22 protein-coding genes are annotated in these 19,570 nt (G+C 65.7%); 15 read left to right on the forward strand and 7 right to left on the reverse strand.

Annotated elements, in window-relative coordinates; genetic code table 11:
• The 4 genes from ACFJI2_RS00930 to ACFJI2_RS00945 form a co-directional block, all read right to left on the reverse strand.
• A complete protein-coding gene (locus tag ACFJI2_RS00930) occupies positions 1 to 462 on the reverse strand; it encodes a DUF421 domain-containing protein (protein ID WP_377703353.1) in 462 nt (153 codons plus the stop codon).
• A 110-nt stretch (positions 463 to 572) separates the two neighbouring features.
• Positions 573 to 1,436 (reverse strand): transposase, encoded by an 864-nt coding sequence (locus ACFJI2_RS00935; protein WP_377703354.1) that lies wholly within the window; start codon positions 1,434 to 1,436, stop codon positions 573 to 575.
• Positions 1,437 to 1,483: 47 nt separating this feature from the next.
• Entirely contained in the window at positions 1,484 to 1,954 is a 471-nt protein-coding gene (gene trmL, locus ACFJI2_RS00940) for a tRNA (uridine(34)/cytosine(34)/5-carboxymethylaminomethyluridine(34)-2'-O)-methyltransferase TrmL (protein ID WP_377703355.1), read from the reverse strand.
• 14 nt (positions 1,955 to 1,968) lie between these two features.
• Entirely contained in the window at positions 1,969 to 2,799 is an 831-nt protein-coding gene (locus tag ACFJI2_RS00945; protein WP_377703356.1) for a double zinc ribbon domain-containing protein, read from the reverse strand.
• 58 nt (positions 2,800 to 2,857) lie between these two features.
• Between ACFJI2_RS00945 and ACFJI2_RS00950 the strand changes: the two genes are divergently transcribed.
• From ACFJI2_RS00950 to ACFJI2_RS00980, 7 genes are all read left to right on the forward strand, one after another.
• Complete coding sequence (locus ACFJI2_RS00950) at positions 2,858 to 3,802, forward strand: methyltransferase domain-containing protein (RefSeq protein ID WP_377705777.1); 945 nt, start codon at positions 2,858 to 2,860, stop codon at positions 3,800 to 3,802.
• 266 nt (positions 3,803 to 4,068) lie between these two features.
• Positions 4,069 to 5,292 (forward strand): cytochrome c oxidase subunit II, encoded by a 1,224-nt coding sequence (gene coxB, locus ACFJI2_RS00955; RefSeq protein WP_377703357.1) that lies wholly within the window; start codon positions 4,069 to 4,071, stop codon positions 5,290 to 5,292.
• A gap of 16 nt (positions 5,293 to 5,308) precedes the next feature.
• Entirely contained in the window at positions 5,309 to 6,925 is a 1,617-nt protein-coding gene (ctaD, locus tag ACFJI2_RS00960; protein WP_377703358.1) for a cytochrome c oxidase subunit I, read from the forward strand.
• 2 nt (positions 6,926 to 6,927) lie between these two features.
• Positions 6,928 to 7,035, forward strand: coding sequence for a cytochrome oxidase small assembly protein (locus ACFJI2_RS00965; RefSeq protein WP_377703359.1), 108 nt, complete (start codon positions 6,928 to 6,930; stop codon positions 7,033 to 7,035).
• Positions 7,036 to 7,042: 7 nt separating this feature from the next.
• Entirely contained in the window at positions 7,043 to 7,585 is a 543-nt protein-coding gene (locus tag ACFJI2_RS00970) for a cytochrome c oxidase assembly protein (RefSeq protein ID WP_377703360.1), read from the forward strand.
• A 12-nt stretch (positions 7,586 to 7,597) separates the two neighbouring features.
• Positions 7,598 to 7,801, forward strand: a complete 204-nt coding sequence (locus ACFJI2_RS00975) for a DUF2970 domain-containing protein (RefSeq protein WP_107877258.1) — start codon at positions 7,598 to 7,600, stop codon at positions 7,799 to 7,801.
• 26 nt (positions 7,802 to 7,827) lie between these two features.
• Positions 7,828 to 8,682, forward strand: a complete 855-nt coding sequence (locus ACFJI2_RS00980; protein WP_377703361.1) for a cytochrome c oxidase subunit 3 — start codon at positions 7,828 to 7,830, stop codon at positions 8,680 to 8,682.
• A gap of 93 nt (positions 8,683 to 8,775) precedes the next feature.
• Here ACFJI2_RS00980 and ACFJI2_RS00985 read toward each other — a convergent pair whose 3' ends face one another.
• The gene (locus ACFJI2_RS00985) at positions 8,776 to 8,979 is read right to left on the reverse strand and encodes a twin transmembrane helix small protein (protein WP_107877254.1); all 204 of its coding nucleotides are present in this window, start codon (positions 8,977 to 8,979) and stop codon (positions 8,776 to 8,778) included.
• Positions 8,980 to 9,015: 36 nt separating this feature from the next.
• Between ACFJI2_RS00985 and ACFJI2_RS00990 the strand changes: the two genes are divergently transcribed.
• The 8 genes from ACFJI2_RS00990 (at position 9,016) to ACFJI2_RS01025 (ending at position 17,003) form a co-directional block, all read left to right on the forward strand.
• A complete protein-coding gene (locus tag ACFJI2_RS00990) occupies positions 9,016 to 9,741 on the forward strand; it encodes an SURF1 family protein (protein ID WP_377705778.1) in 726 nt (241 codons plus the stop codon).
• A 31-nt stretch (positions 9,742 to 9,772) separates the two neighbouring features.
• Complete coding sequence (locus ACFJI2_RS00995; protein WP_132136795.1) at positions 9,773 to 10,321, forward strand: cytochrome C oxidase subunit I; 549 nt, start codon at positions 9,773 to 9,775, stop codon at positions 10,319 to 10,321.
• Positions 10,322 to 10,330: 9 nt separating this feature from the next.
• The gene (locus tag ACFJI2_RS01000) at positions 10,331 to 11,602 is read left to right on the forward strand and encodes a heme A synthase (protein WP_377703362.1); all 1,272 of its coding nucleotides are present in this window, start codon (positions 10,331 to 10,333) and stop codon (positions 11,600 to 11,602) included.
• Positions 11,599 to 12,492: a heme o synthase gene (gene cyoE, locus ACFJI2_RS01005; protein ID WP_377703363.1), complete on the forward strand. Its 894-nt coding sequence runs from the start codon at positions 11,599 to 11,601 to the stop codon at positions 12,490 to 12,492. The genes ACFJI2_RS01000 and cyoE overlap by 4 nt, the downstream gene beginning before the upstream one ends.
• Before the next feature lie 2 nt (positions 12,493 to 12,494).
• Positions 12,495 to 13,082 carry an SCO family protein gene (locus ACFJI2_RS01010; RefSeq protein ID WP_377703364.1) on the forward strand — a complete coding sequence of 196 codons (588 nt, stop codon included), beginning with the start codon at positions 12,495 to 12,497 and terminating at the stop codon, positions 13,080 to 13,082.
• A gap of 35 nt (positions 13,083 to 13,117) precedes the next feature.
• Positions 13,118 to 14,155, forward strand: coding sequence for an AI-2E family transporter (locus ACFJI2_RS01015; RefSeq protein WP_377703365.1), 1,038 nt, complete (start codon positions 13,118 to 13,120; stop codon positions 14,153 to 14,155).
• Positions 14,156 to 14,220: 65 nt separating this feature from the next.
• Entirely contained in the window at positions 14,221 to 14,772 is a 552-nt protein-coding gene (locus ACFJI2_RS01020) for a heme NO-binding domain-containing protein (protein ID WP_377703366.1), read from the forward strand.
• The gene (locus ACFJI2_RS01025; RefSeq protein WP_377703367.1) at positions 14,772 to 17,003 is read left to right on the forward strand and encodes an EAL domain-containing protein; all 2,232 of its coding nucleotides are present in this window, start codon (positions 14,772 to 14,774) and stop codon (positions 17,001 to 17,003) included. Before ACFJI2_RS01020 ends, ACFJI2_RS01025 begins: the two co-directional genes overlap by 1 nt.
• A 3-nt stretch (positions 17,004 to 17,006) precedes the next feature.
• On the opposite strand, the gene ACFJI2_RS01030 is transcribed toward ACFJI2_RS01025, so the two are convergent.
• Positions 17,007 to 18,347 carry a hemolysin family protein gene (locus ACFJI2_RS01030; RefSeq protein WP_377703368.1) on the reverse strand — a complete coding sequence of 447 codons (1,341 nt, stop codon included), beginning with the start codon at positions 18,345 to 18,347 and terminating at the stop codon, positions 17,007 to 17,009.
• 86 nt (positions 18,348 to 18,433) lie between these two features.
• Complete coding sequence (locus ACFJI2_RS01035; RefSeq protein WP_377703369.1) at positions 18,434 to 19,564, reverse strand: ABC transporter permease; 1,131 nt, start codon at positions 19,562 to 19,564, stop codon at positions 18,434 to 18,436.
• Positions 19,565 to 19,570: the final 6 nt, after the last annotated feature.

The following is a 19,570-nucleotide window of genomic DNA, read 5'->3' on the forward strand; positions in this document are numbered from 1 at the left end:
CTATTTCTTCTTGAGGATGGTGATCTTGCCATCCGCCTCGAGGAAGGCGCACTGCATCTCGGACAGGTCGCAACCCTGCTCGCGCAGCGCCTGTTCCACATCGCCCTCGGCGACGCGGTTTTTCTTCACCACTTCCTCGAAGACCTTGCCGTCTCGCCCCAGCAGTACCGGTATGCCATCGATCAGCTCGGCAGCTTTGCGGCTGCGCGAGGTGAGGAAGGCGATGAGGATGTTCAGGCAGATCAGCGTGGCGGCGATCAGCAAGCCGCCGGGCACGGAATTATCGCCGCCGGACAGCGAGTTCGACACCGACTCGCTCAGCAGCATCACCACCAGCAAGTCGAAAGGCGTGAACTGCCCCACGGTGCGCTTGCCGGCCACGCGCACCATCAGCAGCAGTACGGCATAGATAATCGCACCGCGCGCGACAAACTCCCACCAAGGCAACTCCATCTCAAACATAAGCCCTCCCAGCGGCGCCCGATACGTCCTTATACGACGAAGCGCTCAGCCACGCCAACACCATACGCTGGCAGCCTGAGCCGCATTCGGGGTCAGACCCCGAATGCGGCTCAGCTTGCTTGCTGGCTGGCGCGGGCGCGCAGCAGACGCATCAGGCTGCGGGGGGACATCTCGAGGTAGCGCGCGAGGGCGCGAATGGAATAGGCTGAGGTCAGATAGGCTTGCAGGGCGGCGTCCAGCGGGTCGGCGAAGCGGCTGAAGTATCCTGCAAGGGATGCGAGCAGGGCGGGATCGTCTATCCGGCTGCGCTGCCCGGGCTTGCGCACGGGCGGCAGCGGATTGGGGCGGCCGCGGCCTTGTTCCACGAATTTGCGGTAGGCGGTGGTGCGCTGCGCGTCATCCGCACCGCTGAACTGGCTGAGTATCCACTGCACCGTCAGCCACGGCGGGGGCGGCGTCATGCCGAGCGCGCTGCGGTAGCTGCTCCATGCCCAGTCCTCGGCCGAATGCACCAGGCCGGCACGCACCGGATTGTGCACCACGTAACGCGCCAGTTCCAGCAGATACAGTTCCCGCTGCACGAGTTCGGCATGATACCGGCCCTGAGATACGTGTCCCGTTAGCTGGTATTTCCGGTTGAAGAATTGAAAGTATTTTCCGTTCAGGTAGTGCATGCCGCTGGCAATATTGCCGTGCGGCGTTTCGATCACCAAGTGAAAATGGTTCGGCATCAGGCAATACGAATGCACCACCAGCTCGAAGCGGACCGTGGCCTCGCCCAGCATGCCGATCCATGTGGCGTAATCGAACTCGTCAACGAAGATCCGGTCGCGGCGGTTGCCGCGCGAGGTGACGTGATAGAGGGCGCCGGGCGCCTGGATGCGTGGTGGTCGGCTCATTGCGCCAATGTACAGGCGCTGCCCCGCCCCCATCTTGATCTTGCTTAACGGTTGTGCAGGCAGCCTGAGCCGCATTCGGGGTCTGACCCCGAATGCGGCTCAGGCTGCTCTTTTTTTCCTGGTCAGGCGCCGCCGGTGTAGCTGTTTTGGCGCCAGGCTTCGAAGACGACCACGGCGACGGTGTTGGAGAGGTTGAGGCTGCGGTTGTCGGGACGCATGGGGAGGCGGATGCGCTGGCTGTCGGGGAAGCTGTTGCGCAGTGCGGGGTCGAGGCCACGCGTCTCGGAGCCGAAGACGAAGTAGTCGCCCGGCTGGAAGCGGCAGGCGGCAAACGGGGAGGAGCCGTGCGTGGTCATCGCGTACATGCGCGCGGCGTCGGGTTGTTCGCTGGCCAGGAAGGCGTCCCAGCTTTTGTGCACCTTCATGCTGGCGTATTCGTGGTAGTCGAGGCCGGCGCGCTTCAGCTTGCTGTCTTCGAGGGGGAAGCCGAGCGGTTCGATCAGGTGCAGCTGGGCGCCGGTGTTGGCGCACAGGCGGATGACGTTGCCGGTGTTGGGCGGGATCTCGGGGTTGACTAGTACTACGTGGAACACTGCGTTTTCTCCTGTTAACTGTTATGCGGCGGCGTGCGCGCGAACACCAGGCAGGTGATGCGCGCGGCGCCGTGCCGCTTGAATGTGGCGGCCAGCTCGTCCAGCGTCTGGCCGCTGGTCATGACGTCGTCGACCAGCCCGATGTGGCGTCCTTCCACCAGCGCCCGGTCCGGCACGGCGAAGGCGTGCGCGATGTTGGCGCGCCGCTCGGACGGCTGCACCAGGCTTTGCGCAACCGTGTCGTGCACGCGCACGGCCAGGCGCGGGGCGACGGCGATGTCCAGCCTGCGACCCAGCGCGCGGGCGATTTCCAGCGCCTGGTTGAAGCCGCGCTCGGCCAGCCGCTGCGGCCCCAGCGGCACGGGACACAGCAGGGCGGGGCGCACCAAGCCGGGCGCGGCCGATGCGGCGTCGGCCAGCGTGCGGCCGAACAGCGCGGCCAGCGCCAGGCGGCCGCCGAATTTCAGTTGCAGCACCAGCTGGTCCTGCGGCATGGCGTAGTCGGCGGCGGCCACGGTGGCGTCGAACGCGGGCGGATGCGCGAGGCAGCGGCCGCAGACGGCGCCGCCGTGCGCGCCGATAGCCGATGCCATGCCGCCGCCGTCACGATGCGCTGAGTCGGCGCCGGCGTGCCACTGCGCCGGCAGCGGGTTGGCGCACACCCGGCAGCGCGGCCGCGCCGTGCCGAATACCTGCGCATGGCATTCCGCACAGGTTTGCGTGCCGATGCCGGCCTCTCCGCCGCACAGAACGCAGGCGCCGGGCAGCAGCGCGTGGCCGAGGCGGGCCAGCAGCGCGGCGGCGCGGCGTGCGGGGGGGACGGGTCCGGATTGGGCGCCAGGCATCGCACTTTCCCTTAACCATGTAAACTGCCGCCATTATCTCACCCATCCTGCCATGACCATGCAAGTTCCCGCCAAGCCGCCTAAACTGAGCGCGCCCATCGATATCGAGCGCGTGCGCGCGCTGTTTTCTCGCCCGGAGCGCGTCGCGCCATCCGATTTCCTGCGCCGCGAGGTGTCGTCGCGCATGCAGGACCGTTTGCAGCTGGTGAAAATCGTGCCGCAGCGCGTGCTGGACGCGGGCTGCGGGGCGGGGGCGGATTTGCCGATGTTGCAAAAAATGTATGCCGCCGCCCAGATCCTGGGCGTGGACGCGTCCGAGCCGATGGCCCGCGCGGCGCAGGCGGCCGCCGGGCCGGCCCCGAAGGGCGGTTTCAATCAGCTGATCAGCAAGCTGCTGCCGTCGAAAACCGGGGTGGACCTGGTGTGCGGCGACTTCGCCGAGCTGCCGCTGGCGCTGCACAGCATGGACCTGGTGTGGTCCAACCTGGCGCTGCACTGGCATCCGCAGCCGGACCGCGTGTTCGCCGAGTGGCGCCGCGTGCTGCGCGTGGAGGGCTTGCTGATGTTTTCGTGCTTCGGCCCCGATACCTTCACCGAGCTGCGCACCGCCTTCGCCGACGTGGACCTGTTGCCGCACGCGCTGCCCTTCGTGGACATGCACGATTTCGGCGACCAGCTGGTGGAGGCGGGCTTTTCCACCCCCGTGCTGGACATGGAGAAGATCACCGTCACCTACGACACGCCGCAGGCGCTGCTGGCCGACGTGCGCGCCTGGGGCGGCAATCCGCTGGCCACGCGCCGCCAGGGCTTGCTGGGCCGGGCCGGCCAGGCCCGGCTGCTGGCCGGCCTGGAGCGCCAGCGCCGGCCGGACGGCAAGCTGGGCCTGACCTTCGAGGTGCTGTACGGACACGCTTTCCGCCCGGCGCCGCGCACCACCAGCCAGGGCGAGTCGATTATCCGCTTCGACCTGCCGCGCAAGCCCGGTGGTGAGCCTAATAAATAGGCAGACATAGCCGGAATACGCCGGCGCATATGTGGCAAATAACGCCAAAGCACTGAAGTTTGGGCTTGCGTAACAGATAATTTCCTTGATGCCCCTAGGGGTGTTGACTATAATCCTTGACTAATTTTGCCATCATTTCGTCTTGTATAAGTATTACCAAATGCAGGGCGGGGGGACTTTAGGTGTTGTAGCGTACGGCGGCTATTCAGAACATCGGACGGCTGCCTTTAAAAATATTAATTATTTCTTGGGTGGTTGGGGAAAACATGAAACATGCAAAGCGATTTCAATCGTTGATGCTCGCGCTGTCGATGACAGCCGCCGCTGTCCCGTCCTGGGCGGCGGAGACGGCTGGAGCGGTTACTGAATACTCGAAGGCCACCGGCGGTACCGGCGGTCCCATGGTCAACCAGCTGAACCTGCAGGCGCCCGCCACCGCCATCGCCGCAGATATCTACAGCCTGCACAACCTGATGATGGTCATCTGCCTGGTGATCTTTGTCGCCGTGTTCGGCGTGATGTTCTACTCCATCCTCAAGCACCGCAAATCGCTGGGCCACAAATCGGCCTCCTTCCATGAGTCCACCGCAGTGGAAATCGCCTGGACCGTGGTGCCGTTCCTGATCGTCATCGGCATGGCCCTGCCGGCCACCAAGACCGTGGTGGCCATGAAGGACACCTCCAACGCCGACATCACCATCAAGGCCACCGGCATGCAGTGGAAATGGGGCTACGACTACCTGAAGGGCGAGGGCGAGGGCATCACCTTCGTCTCCAACCTGACCACGCCGCGCTCGCAAGTGGGCGCGCCGGGCGTGGCGCCGACCGAGAAGCGCAGCGACACCTACCTGATGGAAGTGGACAACGAGGTGGTGGTGCCGGTCAACAAGAAGATCCGCATCGTCACCACCGCCAACGACGTGATCCACGCCTGGACCATTCCGGCCTTCGGCGTGAAGCAGGATGCCATCCCCGGCTTCGTGCGCGACACCTGGTTCAAGGCGCAGCACACCGGCGTCTACCGCGGCACCTGCGTGGAACTGTGCGGCAAGGACCATGCGTTCATGCCTATCGTGGTGCGCGTCGTCACCGCCGAGGAATACACCGCCTGGGCCGACAAGAAGAAAAAGGAACTGGCCGCCCTGGCGGACGATCCGAACAAGACCTGGACCATCGACGAACTGAAGACCAAGGGCGAGAAAGTGTACGCGGCCAACTGCGCGGTGTGCCACCAGGCCACCGGCAAAGGCGTACCGGGCGCGTTCGCCGCGCTGGACGGTTCGGCCGTGGTCAACGGCGACAAGGCCGGCCAGATCCACGTGCTGCTGAACGGCCAGAAGAGCGGCAAGTTCCCGGCCGAGATGCCGGCCTGGAAGCAGCTGTCGGACACCGACATCGCCGCCGTCATCACCTACACGCGCAACAGCTGGTCGAACAAGCCGGCCGAAAACATCGTTCAACCGGCCGAAGTCCTGGCTGCACGCAAGTAATTAGGAGTTGCACATCATGAGCACGACTATCGATCACGCACACGATCACGCGCATGACCATGGCCACGACCACGGCCATGACCACGCCCACGATCACCCGACCGGCTTCCGCCGCTGGCTCTTCGCCACCAACCACAAGGATATCGGCACGCTGTACCTGTGGTTCTCGTTCACCATGCTGCTGTCCGGCGGCGTGCTGGCGCTGATGATACGCACCGAGCTGTTCCAGCCCGGCCTGCAGTTCTTCCAGCCCGAGTTCTTCAACCAGCTCACCACCATGCACGGCCTGGTGATGGTGTTCGGCGCCATCATGCCGGCCTTCGTCGGCTTCGCCAACTGGATGATCCCGCTGCAGATCGGCGCATCGGACATGGCCTTTGCGCGCATGAACAACTTCTCGTTCTGGCTGCTGCCGCCTGCCGCGCTGCTGCTGGCCGGCTCGTTCTTCGTGCCGGGCGGCGCCACCGCCGCCGGCTGGACGCTGTACGCGCCGCTGTCGACCCAGATGGGACCCGGCATGGACATGGGCATTTTCGCCATGCACATCATGGGCGCCTCGTCGATCATGGGTTCGATCAACATCATCGTCACCATCCTGAACATGCGCGCGCCCGGCATGACCTTGATGAAGATGCCGATGTTCTGCTGGACCTGGCTGATCACCGCCTACCTGCTGATCGCCGTGATGCCGGTGCTGGCAGGTGCCATCACCATGACGCTGACCGACCGCCACTTCGGCACGTCCTTCTTCAACGCCGCCGGCGGCGGCGACCCGGTCATGTACCAGCACATCTTCTGGTTCTTCGGCCACCCCGAGGTGTACATCATGATTCTGCCGGCCTTCGGCATCGTCTCGCAGATCATCCCGGCCTTCGCCCGCAAGACCCTGTTCGGCTACCACTCGATGGTGTACGCCACCGCGTCCATCGCCATCCTGTCCTTCATCGTCTGGGCGCACCACATGTTCACCACCGGCATGCCGGTGACCTCGCAGCTGTTCTTCATGTACGCCACCATGCTGATCGCGGTGCCGACCGGCGTGAAGGTGTTCAACTGGATCGCCACCATGTGGAAGGGTTCGATGACCTTTGAAACCCCGATGCTGTTCGCGGTGGGCTTCATCTTCGTGTTCACCATCGGCGGCTTCACCGGCCTGATCCTGGCCGTGACCCCGATCGACATCCAGCTGCAGGACACCTACTACGTGGTGGCGCACTTCCACTACGTGCTGGTGGCAGGTTCGCTGTTCGCGCTGTTCGCCGGCTTCTACTACTGGGGTCCGAAGTGGACCGGCCACATGTACAACGAGACCATGGGCAAGACCCACTTCTGGCTGTCGCTGATCACCTTCAACATCACCTTCTTCCCGATGCACTTCCTGGGCCTGGCCGGCATGCCGCGCCGCTACGCCGACTACGCGGCGCAGTTCACCGACTTCAACGCCATCGCCTCGATCGGCGCCTTCGGTTTCGGCCTGTCGCAGGTGTTCTTCCTGTTCTTCGTGGTGCTGCCGACCATCCGCGGCGGCAAGCCTGCGGGCGACAAGCCCTGGGAAGGCGCCGAAGGCCTGGAGTGGACCGTGCCGTCGCCGGCGCCGTTCCACACCTTTGAAACGCCACCGCACGTGAAATAATCATGGCCCACCCTAAAAAGCAGGGCAACCTGCGGCTGGCACTGATCCTGGCGTCCATCGCGCTGGTGTTCTTCGCGTCCGTGTTCATCAAGCGCAGCTGGCTGGGCTGAGATGAGCATGGGCGGCGTCAAGGCCGAGAACCTGCGCATGCTGCGCAAGCTGATCATCATCGCGGTGATGATGTTCGGCTTCGGCTACCTGCTGATCCCGGTGTACAAGCATATCTGCGAAGTACTCGGGATTAACATGATCACCCAGAAGGACGGCACGGTGTCGCTGGACCCGACGAACACCCAGGTCGACAGCAGCCGGCTGGTGACGGTGGAGCTGGACAGCAATGCGCACGGCCCATGGCGTTTCCGCGCCACCCAGCGCAGCATCCAGGTCCATCCGGGCGAGCTGGCCACGGTGGTGTACGAAGTGGTCAACACGCAGCCGCGCACGGTGAACGCGCAAGCCATCCCGAGCTACGCGCCTAACAGCGTGACGCCGTATTTCAAGAAGGTGGAGTGCTTCTGCTTCAAGCAGCAGACCATGAAGGCGAACGAGGCGCGGCAGATGCCGGTGGTGTTCTTCATCGACCCGGCGCTGCCGAAGGACGTGAAGACCATCACCTTGTCGTACACGTTCTTCGAGATTGCAGGGCTGGCCTCCAACTAAGGGGTGGCGACGATGGAAGAGAAGAAGCAAAAGGCTTCGTTCATGTATTCGATGAAAGCGGTGATCTGGTCGTTTTTCGGCCTGCGCAGGAAGAAGGATTTTGACCAGGACGGGGCCAAGCTGGACCCCTTCCACGTCATCATCGCTGCCCTGATAGGCGTGGCGCTGTTCATCGGCTTGCTGATAACAATAGTGAAGTTCGCAGTTTCACAGTAACTGTTTAAGATTATTAGGAGATGAAGATGAGTTCACATAACGCGGCACCGTACTACTTCGTGCCTGGTCCGTCCCGCTGGCCCATGCTGGCCGGCATTTCGCTGCTCATCACCATGGTAGGCGCGTCGGCCTGGGTCAACGACGCTTCCTGGGGTTCCACCGTCAACATCATCGGCATCCTGTCCACGCTGGTGGTGCTGTACTTCTGGTTCGGCGACGCCATCAGGGAATCGGAAGGCGGCTTGTACAGCAAGCGCATCGACCACTCCTACCGCTGGTCCATGGGCTGGTTCATTTTCTCGGAAGTGATGTTCTTCGGCGCCTTCTTCGGCGCGCTGTTCTACGCCCGCACCATCACCCTGCCATGGCTGGGCGACCTGGACCACAAATTCATCTGGCCCGACTTCAACGCGCAGTGGGGCAACACCCCGGCCGGCGTGGTGGAACCGTTCACCTCCATGGGTCCGTTCCCCATCCCGACCCTCAACACCGCGCTGCTGCTGCTGTCCGGCCTGACCCTGACCATCGCCCACCACGCGCTGATCGCGGGCAAGCGCGCCAAGACCGTCGGCTGGATGGCCGCCACCGTGGCGCTGGGCGCGATCTTCATGTGCTTCCAGGTATACGAGTACATGCACGCCTACAGCGAACTGAACCTGAAGCTGACCTCGGGCATCTACGGTTCCACCTTCTTCCTGCTGACCGGCTTCCACGGCTTCCACGTGACCATGGGCGCCATCATGCTGGCGGTGGTGATGTTCCGCGTCATGAAGGGCCACTTCACGCCGGAGCACCACTTCGGCTTCGAAGGCGCGGCCTGGTACTGGCACTTTGTGGACGTGGTCTGGCTCGGCCTGTACGTCGTCGTCTACTGGTTGTAAGCGGTATAATCGGCGGCGGCCGGGGCTCCGGCCCGCCGCTGCCGCAGCAGGAAAAAAGCCGTACGCAGGGTCAGCCCGCGTACGGCTTTTTTCTTAGCGGATGCCGGTCGGCTGGATGTAGCCCAGCTTGTGCGCCACCAGGATCAGGATGAACAGCGCGATCGAGAAGCCGACCCGCATGGCCAGCGAGCGCACCATGCGCTGGTCGTTTTTGCCCTTTTGGCGCATCATGTAGTACAGGGCCGAACCCAGGCTGGCAAGGATCAGGATGAAGGCAATGGCAACGAGGATTTTCATGGAATTGGCAGCACCGCAGGTCGGGAATAAGGCCCCATTGTAATGGCCTTCCGCTTCAAATGGGTTCCCTTCGCAGCCACCGTGCTGCTGGTGGCGCTGGGCGTGTCGCTGGGCCAGTGGCAGGACCGCCGCGCCGCCGAAAAGAGCGCGGCCGAGGCGCGCCTGCAGGCCGGCCTGGCGGGAGAACCGCTGGTGCTGGGCGCGGCCACCGTGCCGGCCGCCGAAGCGGAATTCCGCCGCGTGCGCGTGACCGGCGAATTCGTCGCCGACTGGCCGCTGTACCTGGACAACCGCCCCTCCGCCAGGGGCGTGGGCTTCTACCTGCTGATGCCTTTCCACATCGCCGGCACCGACCGCCACGTGCTGGTGGCGCGCGGCTGGCTGCCGCGCAATATGGCGGTGCGCGAACAGCTGCCGCTGTACGGCACGCCGTCCGGCACCGTCACGCTGGAAGGCGTGGCGCGCCTGAACCCCGGCCATGTGATGCAGCTGGGGACCGCGCCGCCGCTCAAGCCGGGCGCCATCGTGCAGAACGCCAGCGTGGACGGCGTGGCCGCCGCCGCCGGCCTGCGCCTGCAGCCTTTCATCATCGAGCAAAGCGCGCCCGCCGGCGCGCAGGACAGCGGCCTGTCGCACGACTGGCCGGCGCCCGCATCGGGCGTGGACAAACATCGCGGCTATGCCTTCCAGTGGTATGCGCTGGCAGCCATGGCCGCACTCTTTTTCGTCGTAACGGGATTCAGACGTGGAAAACAAAACTGAGCAATCGCGCGGCCGCGGCCGCTGGAAACTGATGGCGGTGCTGGCCGTGTGCGCGGCGCCGCTGATCGCATCGTATATCACCTACTATTTCATCAAGCCCGAGGGCCGCACCAACTACGGCGCGCTGATCGACCCGCGCCAGCATCCCATCCCGGCCATGGCCAGCGCCACGCTGGACGGCAAGCCCACCGGGCTCGATGCCTACAAGGGCAAGTGGATCATGCTCAAGGTGGGCGGCTCGGACTGCCAGCAGGCCTGCCAGGACCAGCTGTTCGCCATGCGCCAGCTGCGCACCATGCAGGGCAAGGAGATGGAGCGCATCGAGCGCGTTTGGCTGATCACCGACAACCAGCCGCTGGAGACGGTGCTGCTGCGCGTGAACGACGGCACCCGCATGCTGCGCGCCCCGGCCGACGCGGTGGCGAAATGGCTGCCGGTGGAGCAGGGCGGCCAGGCGTCCGACCATATCTACCTGATCGACCCGCTGGGCAACCTGATGATGCGCTTCCCGAAAGACCCGGACCCGAGCAAGGTGAAGAAGGATATCGCCAAGGTGCTCAAGGCTTCGGCCATCGGTTGAGGGGGCGCGATGCATAGCACCACGCTGGCCCAGATGGCCGTCACCGGACTGCTGGTGGCGCTGCTGCCGCTGTCCATGGTCTGGGTGTCGTCGGACGAGAACAAGTACCGCAAGCTGGTCTGGATCAGCGTCTTCCTGACCTTCGACCTGATCGTGTTCGGCGCCTTCACGCGCCTGACCGACTCCGGCCTGGGCTGCCCGGACTGGCCGGGCTGCTACGGCCTGGCCAACCCCTTCCTGGCGCACGCGGAGATCACCGCCGCCGAGGCCCTGCAGCCGACCGGCCCGGTCACCGTGTTCAAGGCCTGGGTGGAGATGATCCACCGCTACCTGGCCATGGGCATCGGCGTGCTGATCGTGGCCATGATGGCGGTGGCGCTGCTGCAGTCGCGCAAGGCGCGCAGGCTGGCGGCGCAGCCGGCGCAGCAGGGCGCCGCCGCCACCGCGGCCGCCGTCGCCAACGCGGCCGCCATGCGCTGGGCCTACGCGCCCGGCCTGCCGGTGGCGCTGTTCTTCTTCGTCTGCCTGCAGGGCGCGTTCGGCGCCTGGACCGTCACGCTCAAGCTGCAGCCGGTCATCGTCACCATGCACCTGCTGCTGGGCATGGGCCTGCTGGCCATGCTGGTCTGGTTCGGCTGCCGCCAGGATACGGTGCACCATGCGCTGCTGGCCGCCGGCGCGGCGCCTCAGCAGCCATCCATGCCGCCGCGCCGCGCGGCCGCGCACGCGGGGCCGATCGCGCCGCTGCCGGTGCTGCGCACCATCCGCTGGCTGGCGCTGGCGGCCGCCGCCGCGCTGCTGGCGCAGCTGGCGCTGGGCGGGTGGGTGAGCACTAACTACGCCACCCTGGCCTGCACCGAGTTCCCGCTGTGCGCCGGCAAGCTGGTGCCCGAGATGGACTTCGAGCACGGCTTCCACCTGTGGCGCGAGCTGGGCAAGACCGCCGCCGGCCACTACCTGCCGTTTTCCGCGCTGACCGCGATCCACTGGGTGCACCGCAATTTCGCCTTCGTGGTGCTGCTGCTGGCCGGCTACGCGGCCTGGCGCGCGTGGAATCTGGCCGGCATGACCAGGCTGGCGCGCGGCATCGCCGCCGTGCTGGCGCTGCAGATGGCCAGCGGCCTGTCCACCATTTACTTCAGCTTCCCGCTCGCCATCGCCGTGCTGCATAACGCCGGGGCGGCGCTGCTGGTGCTTTTGCTTACCATGTTAAACTATCGGGCTAAGCACCAATACGACACGGCACAGCAAGGCGCTGCGCCAGCCAGACACCGCCAATGACGACCCACACAGCCCTCCATAAACCGACCAACCGCATCGCCCAGTACTGGGCGCTGACCAAGCCGCGCGTTACGCAGCTGGCGGTGTTCTGCGCCGTGATCGGCATGTTCCTTGCCACCGACGAGCTGCCCAGCTGGCGCGTGGTGGTGGCGGCCACCTTCGGCATCTGGCTGCTGGCCGGCGCCGCCTTCGCCGTGAACTGCCTGGCCGAGCGCGAGATCGACGCGCGCATGGCGCGCACCGCGCGCCGTCCAATGGCGCAGGGCGAAATCAGCGTGGCGCAGACCGCCGTGTTCTCCGCCGTGATCGGCGGCCTGGGCATGTGGATACTGTATGCGCTGGTAAACCCGCTCACCATGTGGCTGACCTTCGTCACCTTCGTCGGCTACGCTGTCATTTACACCATGATCCTGAAGCCGGCCACGCCGCAGAACATCGTCATCGGCGGCCTGTCCGGCGCCATGCCGCCGGCGCTGGGCTGGGCCGCTGTGGCCAACGACGTGCCGATGCAGGCCTGGCTGCTGGTGATGATCATTTTCATCTGGACCCCGCCGCACTTCTGGGCGCTGGCCATGTACCGCCGCGACGACTACGCCAAGTCCGGCCTGCCGATGCTGCCCGTCACGCACGGCATGACCTTCACCGGCTTCCACGTGTGGCTGTATTCGATCGCGCTGGCCGCCACCACCTTGCTGCCGTTCGCCGTGAAGATGAGCGGCGTGATTTACCTGGTGAGCGCGGTGGCGCTGAACGTGGTGTTCCTGTGGCACAGCTGGCGCGTGCACCGTCACTACACCGACCTGGTGGCGCGCAAGGCGTTCACCTGGTCCATCATCTATCTGTCCCTGCTGTTCGCCGCGCTGCTGGTGGACCATTACGTGAAGATCTGAGCATGAAAAAACTATTCGCCGTGCTGTGCATCGCGCTCGCCCTGGGCGGCTGCCAGAAACAGGCCCCCGGTTCCGGCCTGGCCTTCAAGAACACCGACCTGACGGGCCTGAGCTACGCGCAGGGTTTTTCGCTGAACGACCACACCGGCAAGCCGGTCACGCTGGAGAGCTACAAGGGCAAGGTGGTGGTGGTCTTCTTCGGCTACACCCAGTGCCCGGACGTGTGCCCGACCACCATGGCCGAGATGGCCGGCGTGATGAAGGAACTCGGCCCGCAGGCCGACCAGGTGCAGGTGCTGTTCATCACCCTGGACCCGGCGCGCGACACCAAGGAACTGCTGGCCCAGTACGCGCCGACCTTCGATCCGCGCTTCGTCGGCCTGTACGGCACCCCCGAGCAGACCGCCAAGGTGGCCAAGGAATTCAAGGTCATCTACAACAAGGTGGAAGGCAAGACCCCGGACAGCTACACCATCGACCACACCGCCGGCAGCTATGTCTTCGACAAGAACGGCAAGATCCGCCTGTTCCTGCGCCACGGCCAGGGGCCTGCCCCTATCGCGCATGACCTGAAACTTCTGCTTTCCTGATAAGCTAGCCCCCGATACAACATTTCGGGGGCTCGATGGAAAAACGCTTTCAACCATACACCCGCCTGGCCGCGATCGTCTTCCTGGTGATCGGCTGCCTGGCGGTGCTGCGCCCCTTCCTGGCCGCGATCCTGTTCGCCGCCGCCATCACCATCTCCAGCTGGCCCTTGTACCAGATGCTGCTGGGGCGCTGCCGCCAGCGGCACACGCTGTCGGCCATCGTCATGACCTTGTCGCTGATCCTGGTCATCATCCTGCCGCTGGCCCTGGTCACCTGGAACATTGCCGACAGCGCGCGCGAAGTATACGAGCACCTGCGCACCGCCATGGAAGACGGCACCGTGGCGCCGCCTGCCTGGCTGCGCGAGATTCCGATGGTGGGCGAGGCGGCGGACGCCTACGTGCGCAAGATCATCGGCAGCCGCGAGGAGCTGGTGGCGCTGGCCAAGCGCTACATGGAGCCGGCGCGCCACTTCCTGCTGGGCAGCGGCGTGGTGCTGGGCACCGGCGTGGCCCAGGTCAGCCTGGCCGCCTTCGTCAGCTTCTTCCTGTACCGCGACGGCGCCGCCATCCTCGGCGCGCTGCGCGTGGGCATGGAAAAGATCATGGGCGAGCACGCGGTGGAGGTGGCCGACACCGTCAGCCGCACCGTGCGCGGCGTGATGTACGGCCTGCTGGGCACCGCGCTGGCGCAGGCGGCCGTGGCCTGCATCGGCTTCCTGATCGCCGGCGTGCCGGCCGTGGCGCTGCTGTCGGTGGCCACCTTCTTGTTCTCGCTGGTGCCGGTCGGCCCGCCGCTGATCTGGGGCGGCGCCGCCATCTGGCTGTTCAACCAGGGCAGCACCGGCTGGGGCATCTTCATGCTGGTGTGGGGCATGTTCCTGATCAGCGGGGTGGACAACGTGGTCAAGCCCATGCTGATCAGCCGCGGCTCCAGCCTGCCGTTTTTGCTGGTGCTGCTGGGCGTCATGGGCGGCGTGCTGGCCTTCGGCTTTGTCGGCCTGTTCATCGGGCCGACGCTGCTGGCGGTGGCGCTTGGGCTGCTGCGCAACTGGACCGGCAAGCCCGCCTGACGTCCGGTCTGACAGATTGTTAAATCACGGTTTATACTTGGCGCTGTTTCGCACCCGGAGGCCGCATGAAAGGCGTCGTATTCACCGAATTTATGGAGCTGGTCGAGTCCCGCATGGGGCTCGACATGCTGGACCGCATCATCACCGAAGCGCAGCTGCCCAACGACGGCGCCTACACCTCGGTCGGCACCTACGACCACGCGGAGCTGGTGCGGCTGGTGATGGCGCTGTCCAGCGCCACCGGGCTGGCCATCCCGGCGCTGGTGCACATGTTCGGCCAGCACCTGTTCCAGCGCTTCTCGGTGGGCTACCCGGCGCTGTTCGCCGACGCCACGAATGCCTACGACTTCCTGAGCCGCATCGACGAGGTGATCCATGTTGAAGTGCGCAAGCTGTATCCGGACGCCGAGCTGCCCAAGCTGGCCTGCGAGCGGCCGGCGCCGGGCGAACTGGTGTTGCTGTACAGTTCCCCGCGCGGCTTCGCCGACCTCGCCGCAGGCCTGATCGACGGCTGCATCGCCCACTTCGGCGAATCGATCACCGTCACGCGCACCGACCTGCCGAGGCAAGACAATCTGCACCGCACGCGCTTCCACATGGCCGTTGCGGCAGCGTGATGCAGCCGGATACGCCGGTCAGCACCGTCGCTTCGCGCAGCCTGCTGCGCGAACGCGCCGCGCGCAAGGAAGCGGAAGCGCTGCTCGAACAGAAGAGCCGCGAGCTGTACGACATCAACCAGAACCTGCGCCAGCTCAATAGCCACATCGAGGAAAGCGAAGCGCGCTACCGCTCGCTGGTGGAACTGATCCCCGACGCGATCTGGATACACAGCGGCGGCACCATCGTTTTCATGAACCCTGCCGCGCAGCTGCTGTTCGGCGCCGCGTCGGCGGATAGCCTGCTCGGCACGGCGGCGGAGGCGCGCGTTCCCGCCGAGTTCCGCGCGCAGCTGGCCGAAGGCCTGTACAGCGATATCGCGCTGGCGCAGCAACAGCCCCGCAGCGCGGTGCAGCTGCTGCGCCTGGACGGCTCGCTGGTGGACGTGGAGTATTTCGGCTGCCGCCTGTGGTTCAACAACGCCGAGTCGGTGATGAGCGTGGCGCACGACGTGACGGAGCGCCGCCAGCAGCAGAAGGCCGTGGAACACCAGGCCACGCACGACCAGCTGACCGGCCTGCCGAACCGCGCGCTGTTCCTGGACCGCCTGGCGCACGCCATCCGGCGCGCCGAGCGCCGCAAGGAGCGGCTGGCCGTGGTCTTCCTCGACCTGGATAAATTCAAGCAGGTCAACGACACGCTGGGCCACGCGGTGGGCGACCAGCTGCTGCGCCTGGTGGCCTCGACCTTGCGCCACAGCGTGCGCGACTTCGACACCGTGGCGCGCCTGGGCGGCGACGAGTTCGTGCTGCTGCTTGACAGCCCGCTGGGCGACACCACGCCCGGCATGATCGCCGAACGCATCGGCGACCAGCTGGCGCGGCCGGTGATGCTGGCCGGGCAGGAGCACGTCATTACCGGCAGCATGGGCCTGAGCCTGTACCCGGAGGACGGCGACCAGGCCGAGGACCTGCTGCGCCAAGCCGATATCGCCATGTACCGCGCCAAGGAGGCCGGCCGCAACGGTTTCCAGTTCTTCACGCAGGAGATGCAGCAGCGCCTGGACGCGCGCGTGTCGCTGGAGCAGGGCCTGATGCGCGCCCTGCAGCGCGACGAATTCGTGCTGCACTACCAGCCGCAGGTGGAACTGGCCACCGGCAAGGTGATCGGCCTGGAGGCGCTGCTGCGCTGGCAGTCGCCCGAACTGGGCCTGGTGCCGCCGATGCAGTTCATCCCGGTGGCCGAGGAAAGCAACCTGATCACCGCCATCGGCAGCTGGGTGCTGGACAAGGTGTGCGCCACGCTGCGCGGCTGGATCGACGCCGGCGTGCCGGTGGTGCCGGTGGCGGTGAACGTGGCGGCCACGCAGTTCGCGCACCAGGACCTGGAAAAGATGCTGTGCGACGTGCTGGAGCGCCACCGCCTGGAACCGGGGCTGATCGAATTCGAGCTGACCGAGAGCCTGTCCATGGTGGACCCGGAAGCGTCGATCGCGCTGATGCACCGCCTGAAGCGGATCGGCATCACCATGTCGATCGACGATTTCGGCACCGGCTATTCCAACCTGAGCTACCTGAAGCGCTTCCCGGTCGACAAGCTCAAGATCGACCAGTCCTTCACGCGCGGCGTGGCCAGCGACCCGGAAGACCGCTCCATCGTGACCTCGGTGATACGGCTGGCGCACAGCCTGGGCTTGCGCGCCATTGCCGAGGGCGTGGAGACGGAAGGGCAGGTGCAGCTGCTGGCGCGCCAGGGTTGCGACGAGATCCAGGGCTATTACTTCAGCCGCCCGCTGGCCGAACCCGGCATCGTGGCCATGCTGCGCAGCGGCGCCGCGCTGGAACTGCCGCTGATGGGGCAGCGCAGCAAGCACCGCATGGTGCTGCTGGTGGACCACGAGCCGCGCGTGCAGGCGCATTTCCGCCGCCTGCTGGACGGCACGCCGTACGAGCTGCTGTCGGCGCGCAAGCTGGAGGACGCATACGAGATCCTGGCCAGCCGGGAAATCGGGGTGGTGGTGTCGGGGCAGGGGCCGGAGGGCGGCAGCGGGGTGGACTTCTTCGAACGCATCAAGCGCCTCTATCCGCGCGCCGCGCGGGTGCTGCTGACGGGGGACGACAGCGCCGCCATGCTGGCCGACGCCATCAATCTGGGCGCGGTGTTCAAATTCATTGCCACGCCGGACGACGACGCCCATGTGCTGGGCGTGCTGGCCAGCGCGTTCGAACATCACGAACGCACCGCGGCGTAGGGTTTAATCCTGTTCGTCGGACTCGCTGTGGCGGGCCTGGCGCGGGATGACCTTCACCAGCAGGATGCGCGGGCCGGTCATTTTCTTGACCACGATGTCGAAGCCGTTGAATTCCACCCGCTGGCCCTGTTTCGGAATGTCGCCCAGCTTCAGCATCACCATGCCGCCCACCGATTCGATGTCTTCCAGGCCCATCTCCTCGTTTTCGATGTCCAGGCCCAGCGCGCGTTCCAGCGACACGATGGGCAGGCTGGCCTTGCCGACCAGCGCGCCGTCCGGCTGCTTGAGCCAGTCGTTTTCGTTGAGGCGGAACTCATCGTGGATCTCGCCCACCATGGCGCCCAGCAGGTTGTCCAGCGTCAGGAAGCCCACCGGACGCTTGCCCTTCTCGCCGATCAGGGCGAAGTGCGGCGCGCCGTCCTTGAAGCGGCGGAACAGTTCCAGCGCCGGGGTGCGCGCCGAATAGGTTTCCACCGGGCGCAGGAAGGGCGCCATCGAGGTGATGGCCTTGCCGGACTGCTCGGCGAAGAACAGGTCCTTCAGGTGCACCATGCCCAGCACGGTCTCGCCGTCCTCGTCGTAGTACGGATAGCGGCTGAAGCGGTTGCGCACCACGGTCTGCAGGTTTTCTTCCATGGACTTGGACGCGTGCAGCGCGATCACCTCATGGATGGGGCGCATCAGGTCAGACACGGACAGCTGGCTGAAGTCGAGCGAGTGCGCCAGGATGTTGCGCTCGTCCTTGTTGAATTTTTCACCGGGCTGGCTGGTGCGCAGGATCAGCTTCAGCTCCTCGGTTGAATAGTGCGAATCGCCGTGGCCGGCGCCGGACAGGCCAGCCAGACGCAGCACCATGTTGGCGCTGGCGTTGAGCACCCAGATGGCCGGGTACATCGCCCAGTAGAAGCCGTACAGCGGGATGGCGCTCCACAGTCCCACCGCTTCGGGCAGGCGGATGGCCAGCGATTTGGGCGCCAGCTCGCCCACCACGATGTGCAGGAAGGAGATGGTGACGAAGGCGAACACGAAGGACACGCCATGAATCAGCTGCGGGGAGGTGACGCCGAGGGCCGAGAACACCGGCTCCAGCAGCGAGGCGAAAGCCGGTTCGCCGACCCAGCCCAGGCCCAGCGATGCGAGGGTGATGCCCAGCTGGCAGGCCGACAGATAGGCATCGAGTTCACCGTGGACCTTGGCCAGGATGCGGCCGCGCAGGCCTTGCGTCTTGGCGATGGCGCGCACGCGGGTGCGGCGCAAAGTGACGATGCCGAATTCGGCGGCAACAAAGAAACCGTTCAGCGCCACCAGGAATAGCGCCAACAGGACCAGCAGTAAATTAGCCATATAAATCGCTTGCGCGACCGTAGTTGAAACCTACATCTTATCCGACGCGGGCGATCCGGGCGCAAAATTGCCTTTCGGCCACGGTCCTAGGCGAGCCGGTTGCGGAACAGCCAGGCCGCCAGCGGCAGCGTCAGCGCGGCGATGACGAGCATGGGCAGCAGGTCCAGCGCCACCACGCGCAGGCCCACGCCTTCGAGGTAGACGCGCTGCACCAGGTCGATGGCGAAGCGCAGCGGGTTGGCCAGCGTGAGCGTCTGCAGCAGCGGCGGCATGTTGCGCACCGGCGTGGTGAGGCCGGACAGCAGCATCATCGGCATGATGAGCACGAAGGTGTACAGCATGGCCTGCTGCATATTGAGCGACACCGCCGAGATCGACAGGCCGATGCCGACGCTGGCCAGCGTGAACAGGCCCAGGCCCGCGTACAGCGTGAGCAGCGAGCCAGCCAGCGGCACCTTGAACCACAGCGCCGTCACCAGCAGGATGATGGTCGATTGCGCCAGGCCGATCAGCACCGGCGCCAGCGCCTTGCCGGCCATGATTTCCAGCGGCGACATGGGCGTGACCAGCAGCTGGTCGAAGCTGCCCTGTTCGCGCTCGCGCGCCACCGACAGCGCCGACAGCAGCAGCGTTTGCAGCATGCTGAGCGCCGCCACCATCCCGGGCAGCATGTTCCAGCGCGTTTCCAGGTTGGGGTTGTACCAGGCACGCGCGTCCACGGTGAGCGCGGCGCCGCTGCCGCCGTGGCGCCGCGCCCAGTCGGCGTTGTAGGCTGCTACCACCTGGCTGACGAAGCCGGCGGCCGATCCGGCCGTGTTGGAGTTGCGGCCGTCCAGTATCAGTTGTACCGGGGCGGCTTCGCCGGCGTACAGCTGCTGTTCGAAGCGCGGGCCGATCTGCACGGCCAGCATGGCCTGGTGCGTTTCGATGGCGCGCGCCATGCCTTCCTGGCTGCGCAAGGTGGCCACGCGGCGGAACACGCCGCTGCCTTCCAGCCTGGCCACCAGCTCGGTGGAGGCGGCGCTGCGGCTCTGGTCCAGCAGCACATAGGGCGCGTCGGTCAGGTCGAAGGTGGCGGCGTAGCCGAACAGCATGCTTTGCACCAGCGCGGGCACGAACAGGATGGCGCGCGTTTTCGGGTCCTTCACCACGGCCAGGAACTCCTTGTGGCACATATTGGCGATACGGCGCAGCGATGCGATGACGGTTGCGAACATGACGGC

This window comes from Pseudoduganella sp. UC29_71 (assembly GCF_042693265.1).
GTDB lineage: Bacteria > Pseudomonadota > Gammaproteobacteria > Burkholderiales > Burkholderiaceae_D > Rugamonas.

Coding starts and splice junctions, on each gene's coding strand:
- ACFJI2_RS00950 (WP_377705777.1), top strand. CDS start 2,858: ATGCAAGTTCCCGCCAAGCCGCCTAAACTGAGCGCGCCCATCGATATC.
- ACFJI2_RS01000 (WP_377703362.1), top strand. CDS start 10,331: ATGCATAGCACCACGCTGGCCCAGATGGCCGTCACCGGACTGCTGGTG.
- ACFJI2_RS00965 (WP_377703359.1), top strand. CDS start 6,928: ATGGCCCACCCTAAAAAGCAGGGCAACCTGCGGCTGGCACTGATCCTG.
- ACFJI2_RS01015 (WP_377703365.1), top strand. CDS start 13,118: ATGGAAAAACGCTTTCAACCATACACCCGCCTGGCCGCGATCGTCTTC.
- coxB (WP_377703357.1), top strand. CDS start 4,069: ATGAAACATGCAAAGCGATTTCAATCGTTGATGCTCGCGCTGTCGATG.
- ACFJI2_RS01020 (WP_377703366.1), top strand. CDS start 14,221: ATGAAAGGCGTCGTATTCACCGAATTTATGGAGCTGGTCGAGTCCCGC.
- ACFJI2_RS00975 (WP_107877258.1), top strand. CDS start 7,598: ATGGAAGAGAAGAAGCAAAAGGCTTCGTTCATGTATTCGATGAAAGCG.
- ACFJI2_RS01025 (WP_377703367.1), top strand. CDS start 14,772: ATGCAGCCGGATACGCCGGTCAGCACCGTCGCTTCGCGCAGCCTGCTG.
- cyoE (WP_377703363.1), top strand. CDS start 11,599: ATGACGACCCACACAGCCCTCCATAAACCGACCAACCGCATCGCCCAG.
- ACFJI2_RS00985 (WP_107877254.1), bottom strand. CDS start 8,979: ATGAAAATCCTCGTTGCCATTGCCTTCATCCTGATCCTTGCCAGCCTG.
- ACFJI2_RS00930 (WP_377703353.1), bottom strand. CDS start 462: ATGTTTGAGATGGAGTTGCCTTGGTGGGAGTTTGTCGCGCGCGGTGCG.
- ACFJI2_RS01010 (WP_377703364.1), top strand. CDS start 12,495: ATGAAAAAACTATTCGCCGTGCTGTGCATCGCGCTCGCCCTGGGCGGC.
- ACFJI2_RS00945 (WP_377703356.1), bottom strand. CDS start 2,799: ATGCCTGGCGCCCAATCCGGACCCGTCCCCCCCGCACGCCGCGCCGCC.
- ACFJI2_RS00995 (WP_132136795.1), top strand. CDS start 9,773: ATGGCGGTGCTGGCCGTGTGCGCGGCGCCGCTGATCGCATCGTATATC.
- ACFJI2_RS00935 (WP_377703354.1), bottom strand. CDS start 1,436: ATGCGGCTCAGGCTGCCTGCACAACCGTTAAGCAAGATCAAGATGGGG.
- ACFJI2_RS01030 (WP_377703368.1), bottom strand. CDS start 18,347: ATGGCTAATTTACTGCTGGTCCTGTTGGCGCTATTCCTGGTGGCGCTG.
- ACFJI2_RS00970 (WP_377703360.1), top strand. CDS start 7,043: ATGGGCGGCGTCAAGGCCGAGAACCTGCGCATGCTGCGCAAGCTGATC.
- ACFJI2_RS00980 (WP_377703361.1), top strand. CDS start 7,828: ATGAGTTCACATAACGCGGCACCGTACTACTTCGTGCCTGGTCCGTCC.
- ctaD (WP_377703358.1), top strand. CDS start 5,309: ATGAGCACGACTATCGATCACGCACACGATCACGCGCATGACCATGGC.
- ACFJI2_RS01035 (WP_377703369.1), bottom strand. CDS start 19,564: ATGTTCGCAACCGTCATCGCATCGCTGCGCCGTATCGCCAATATGTGC.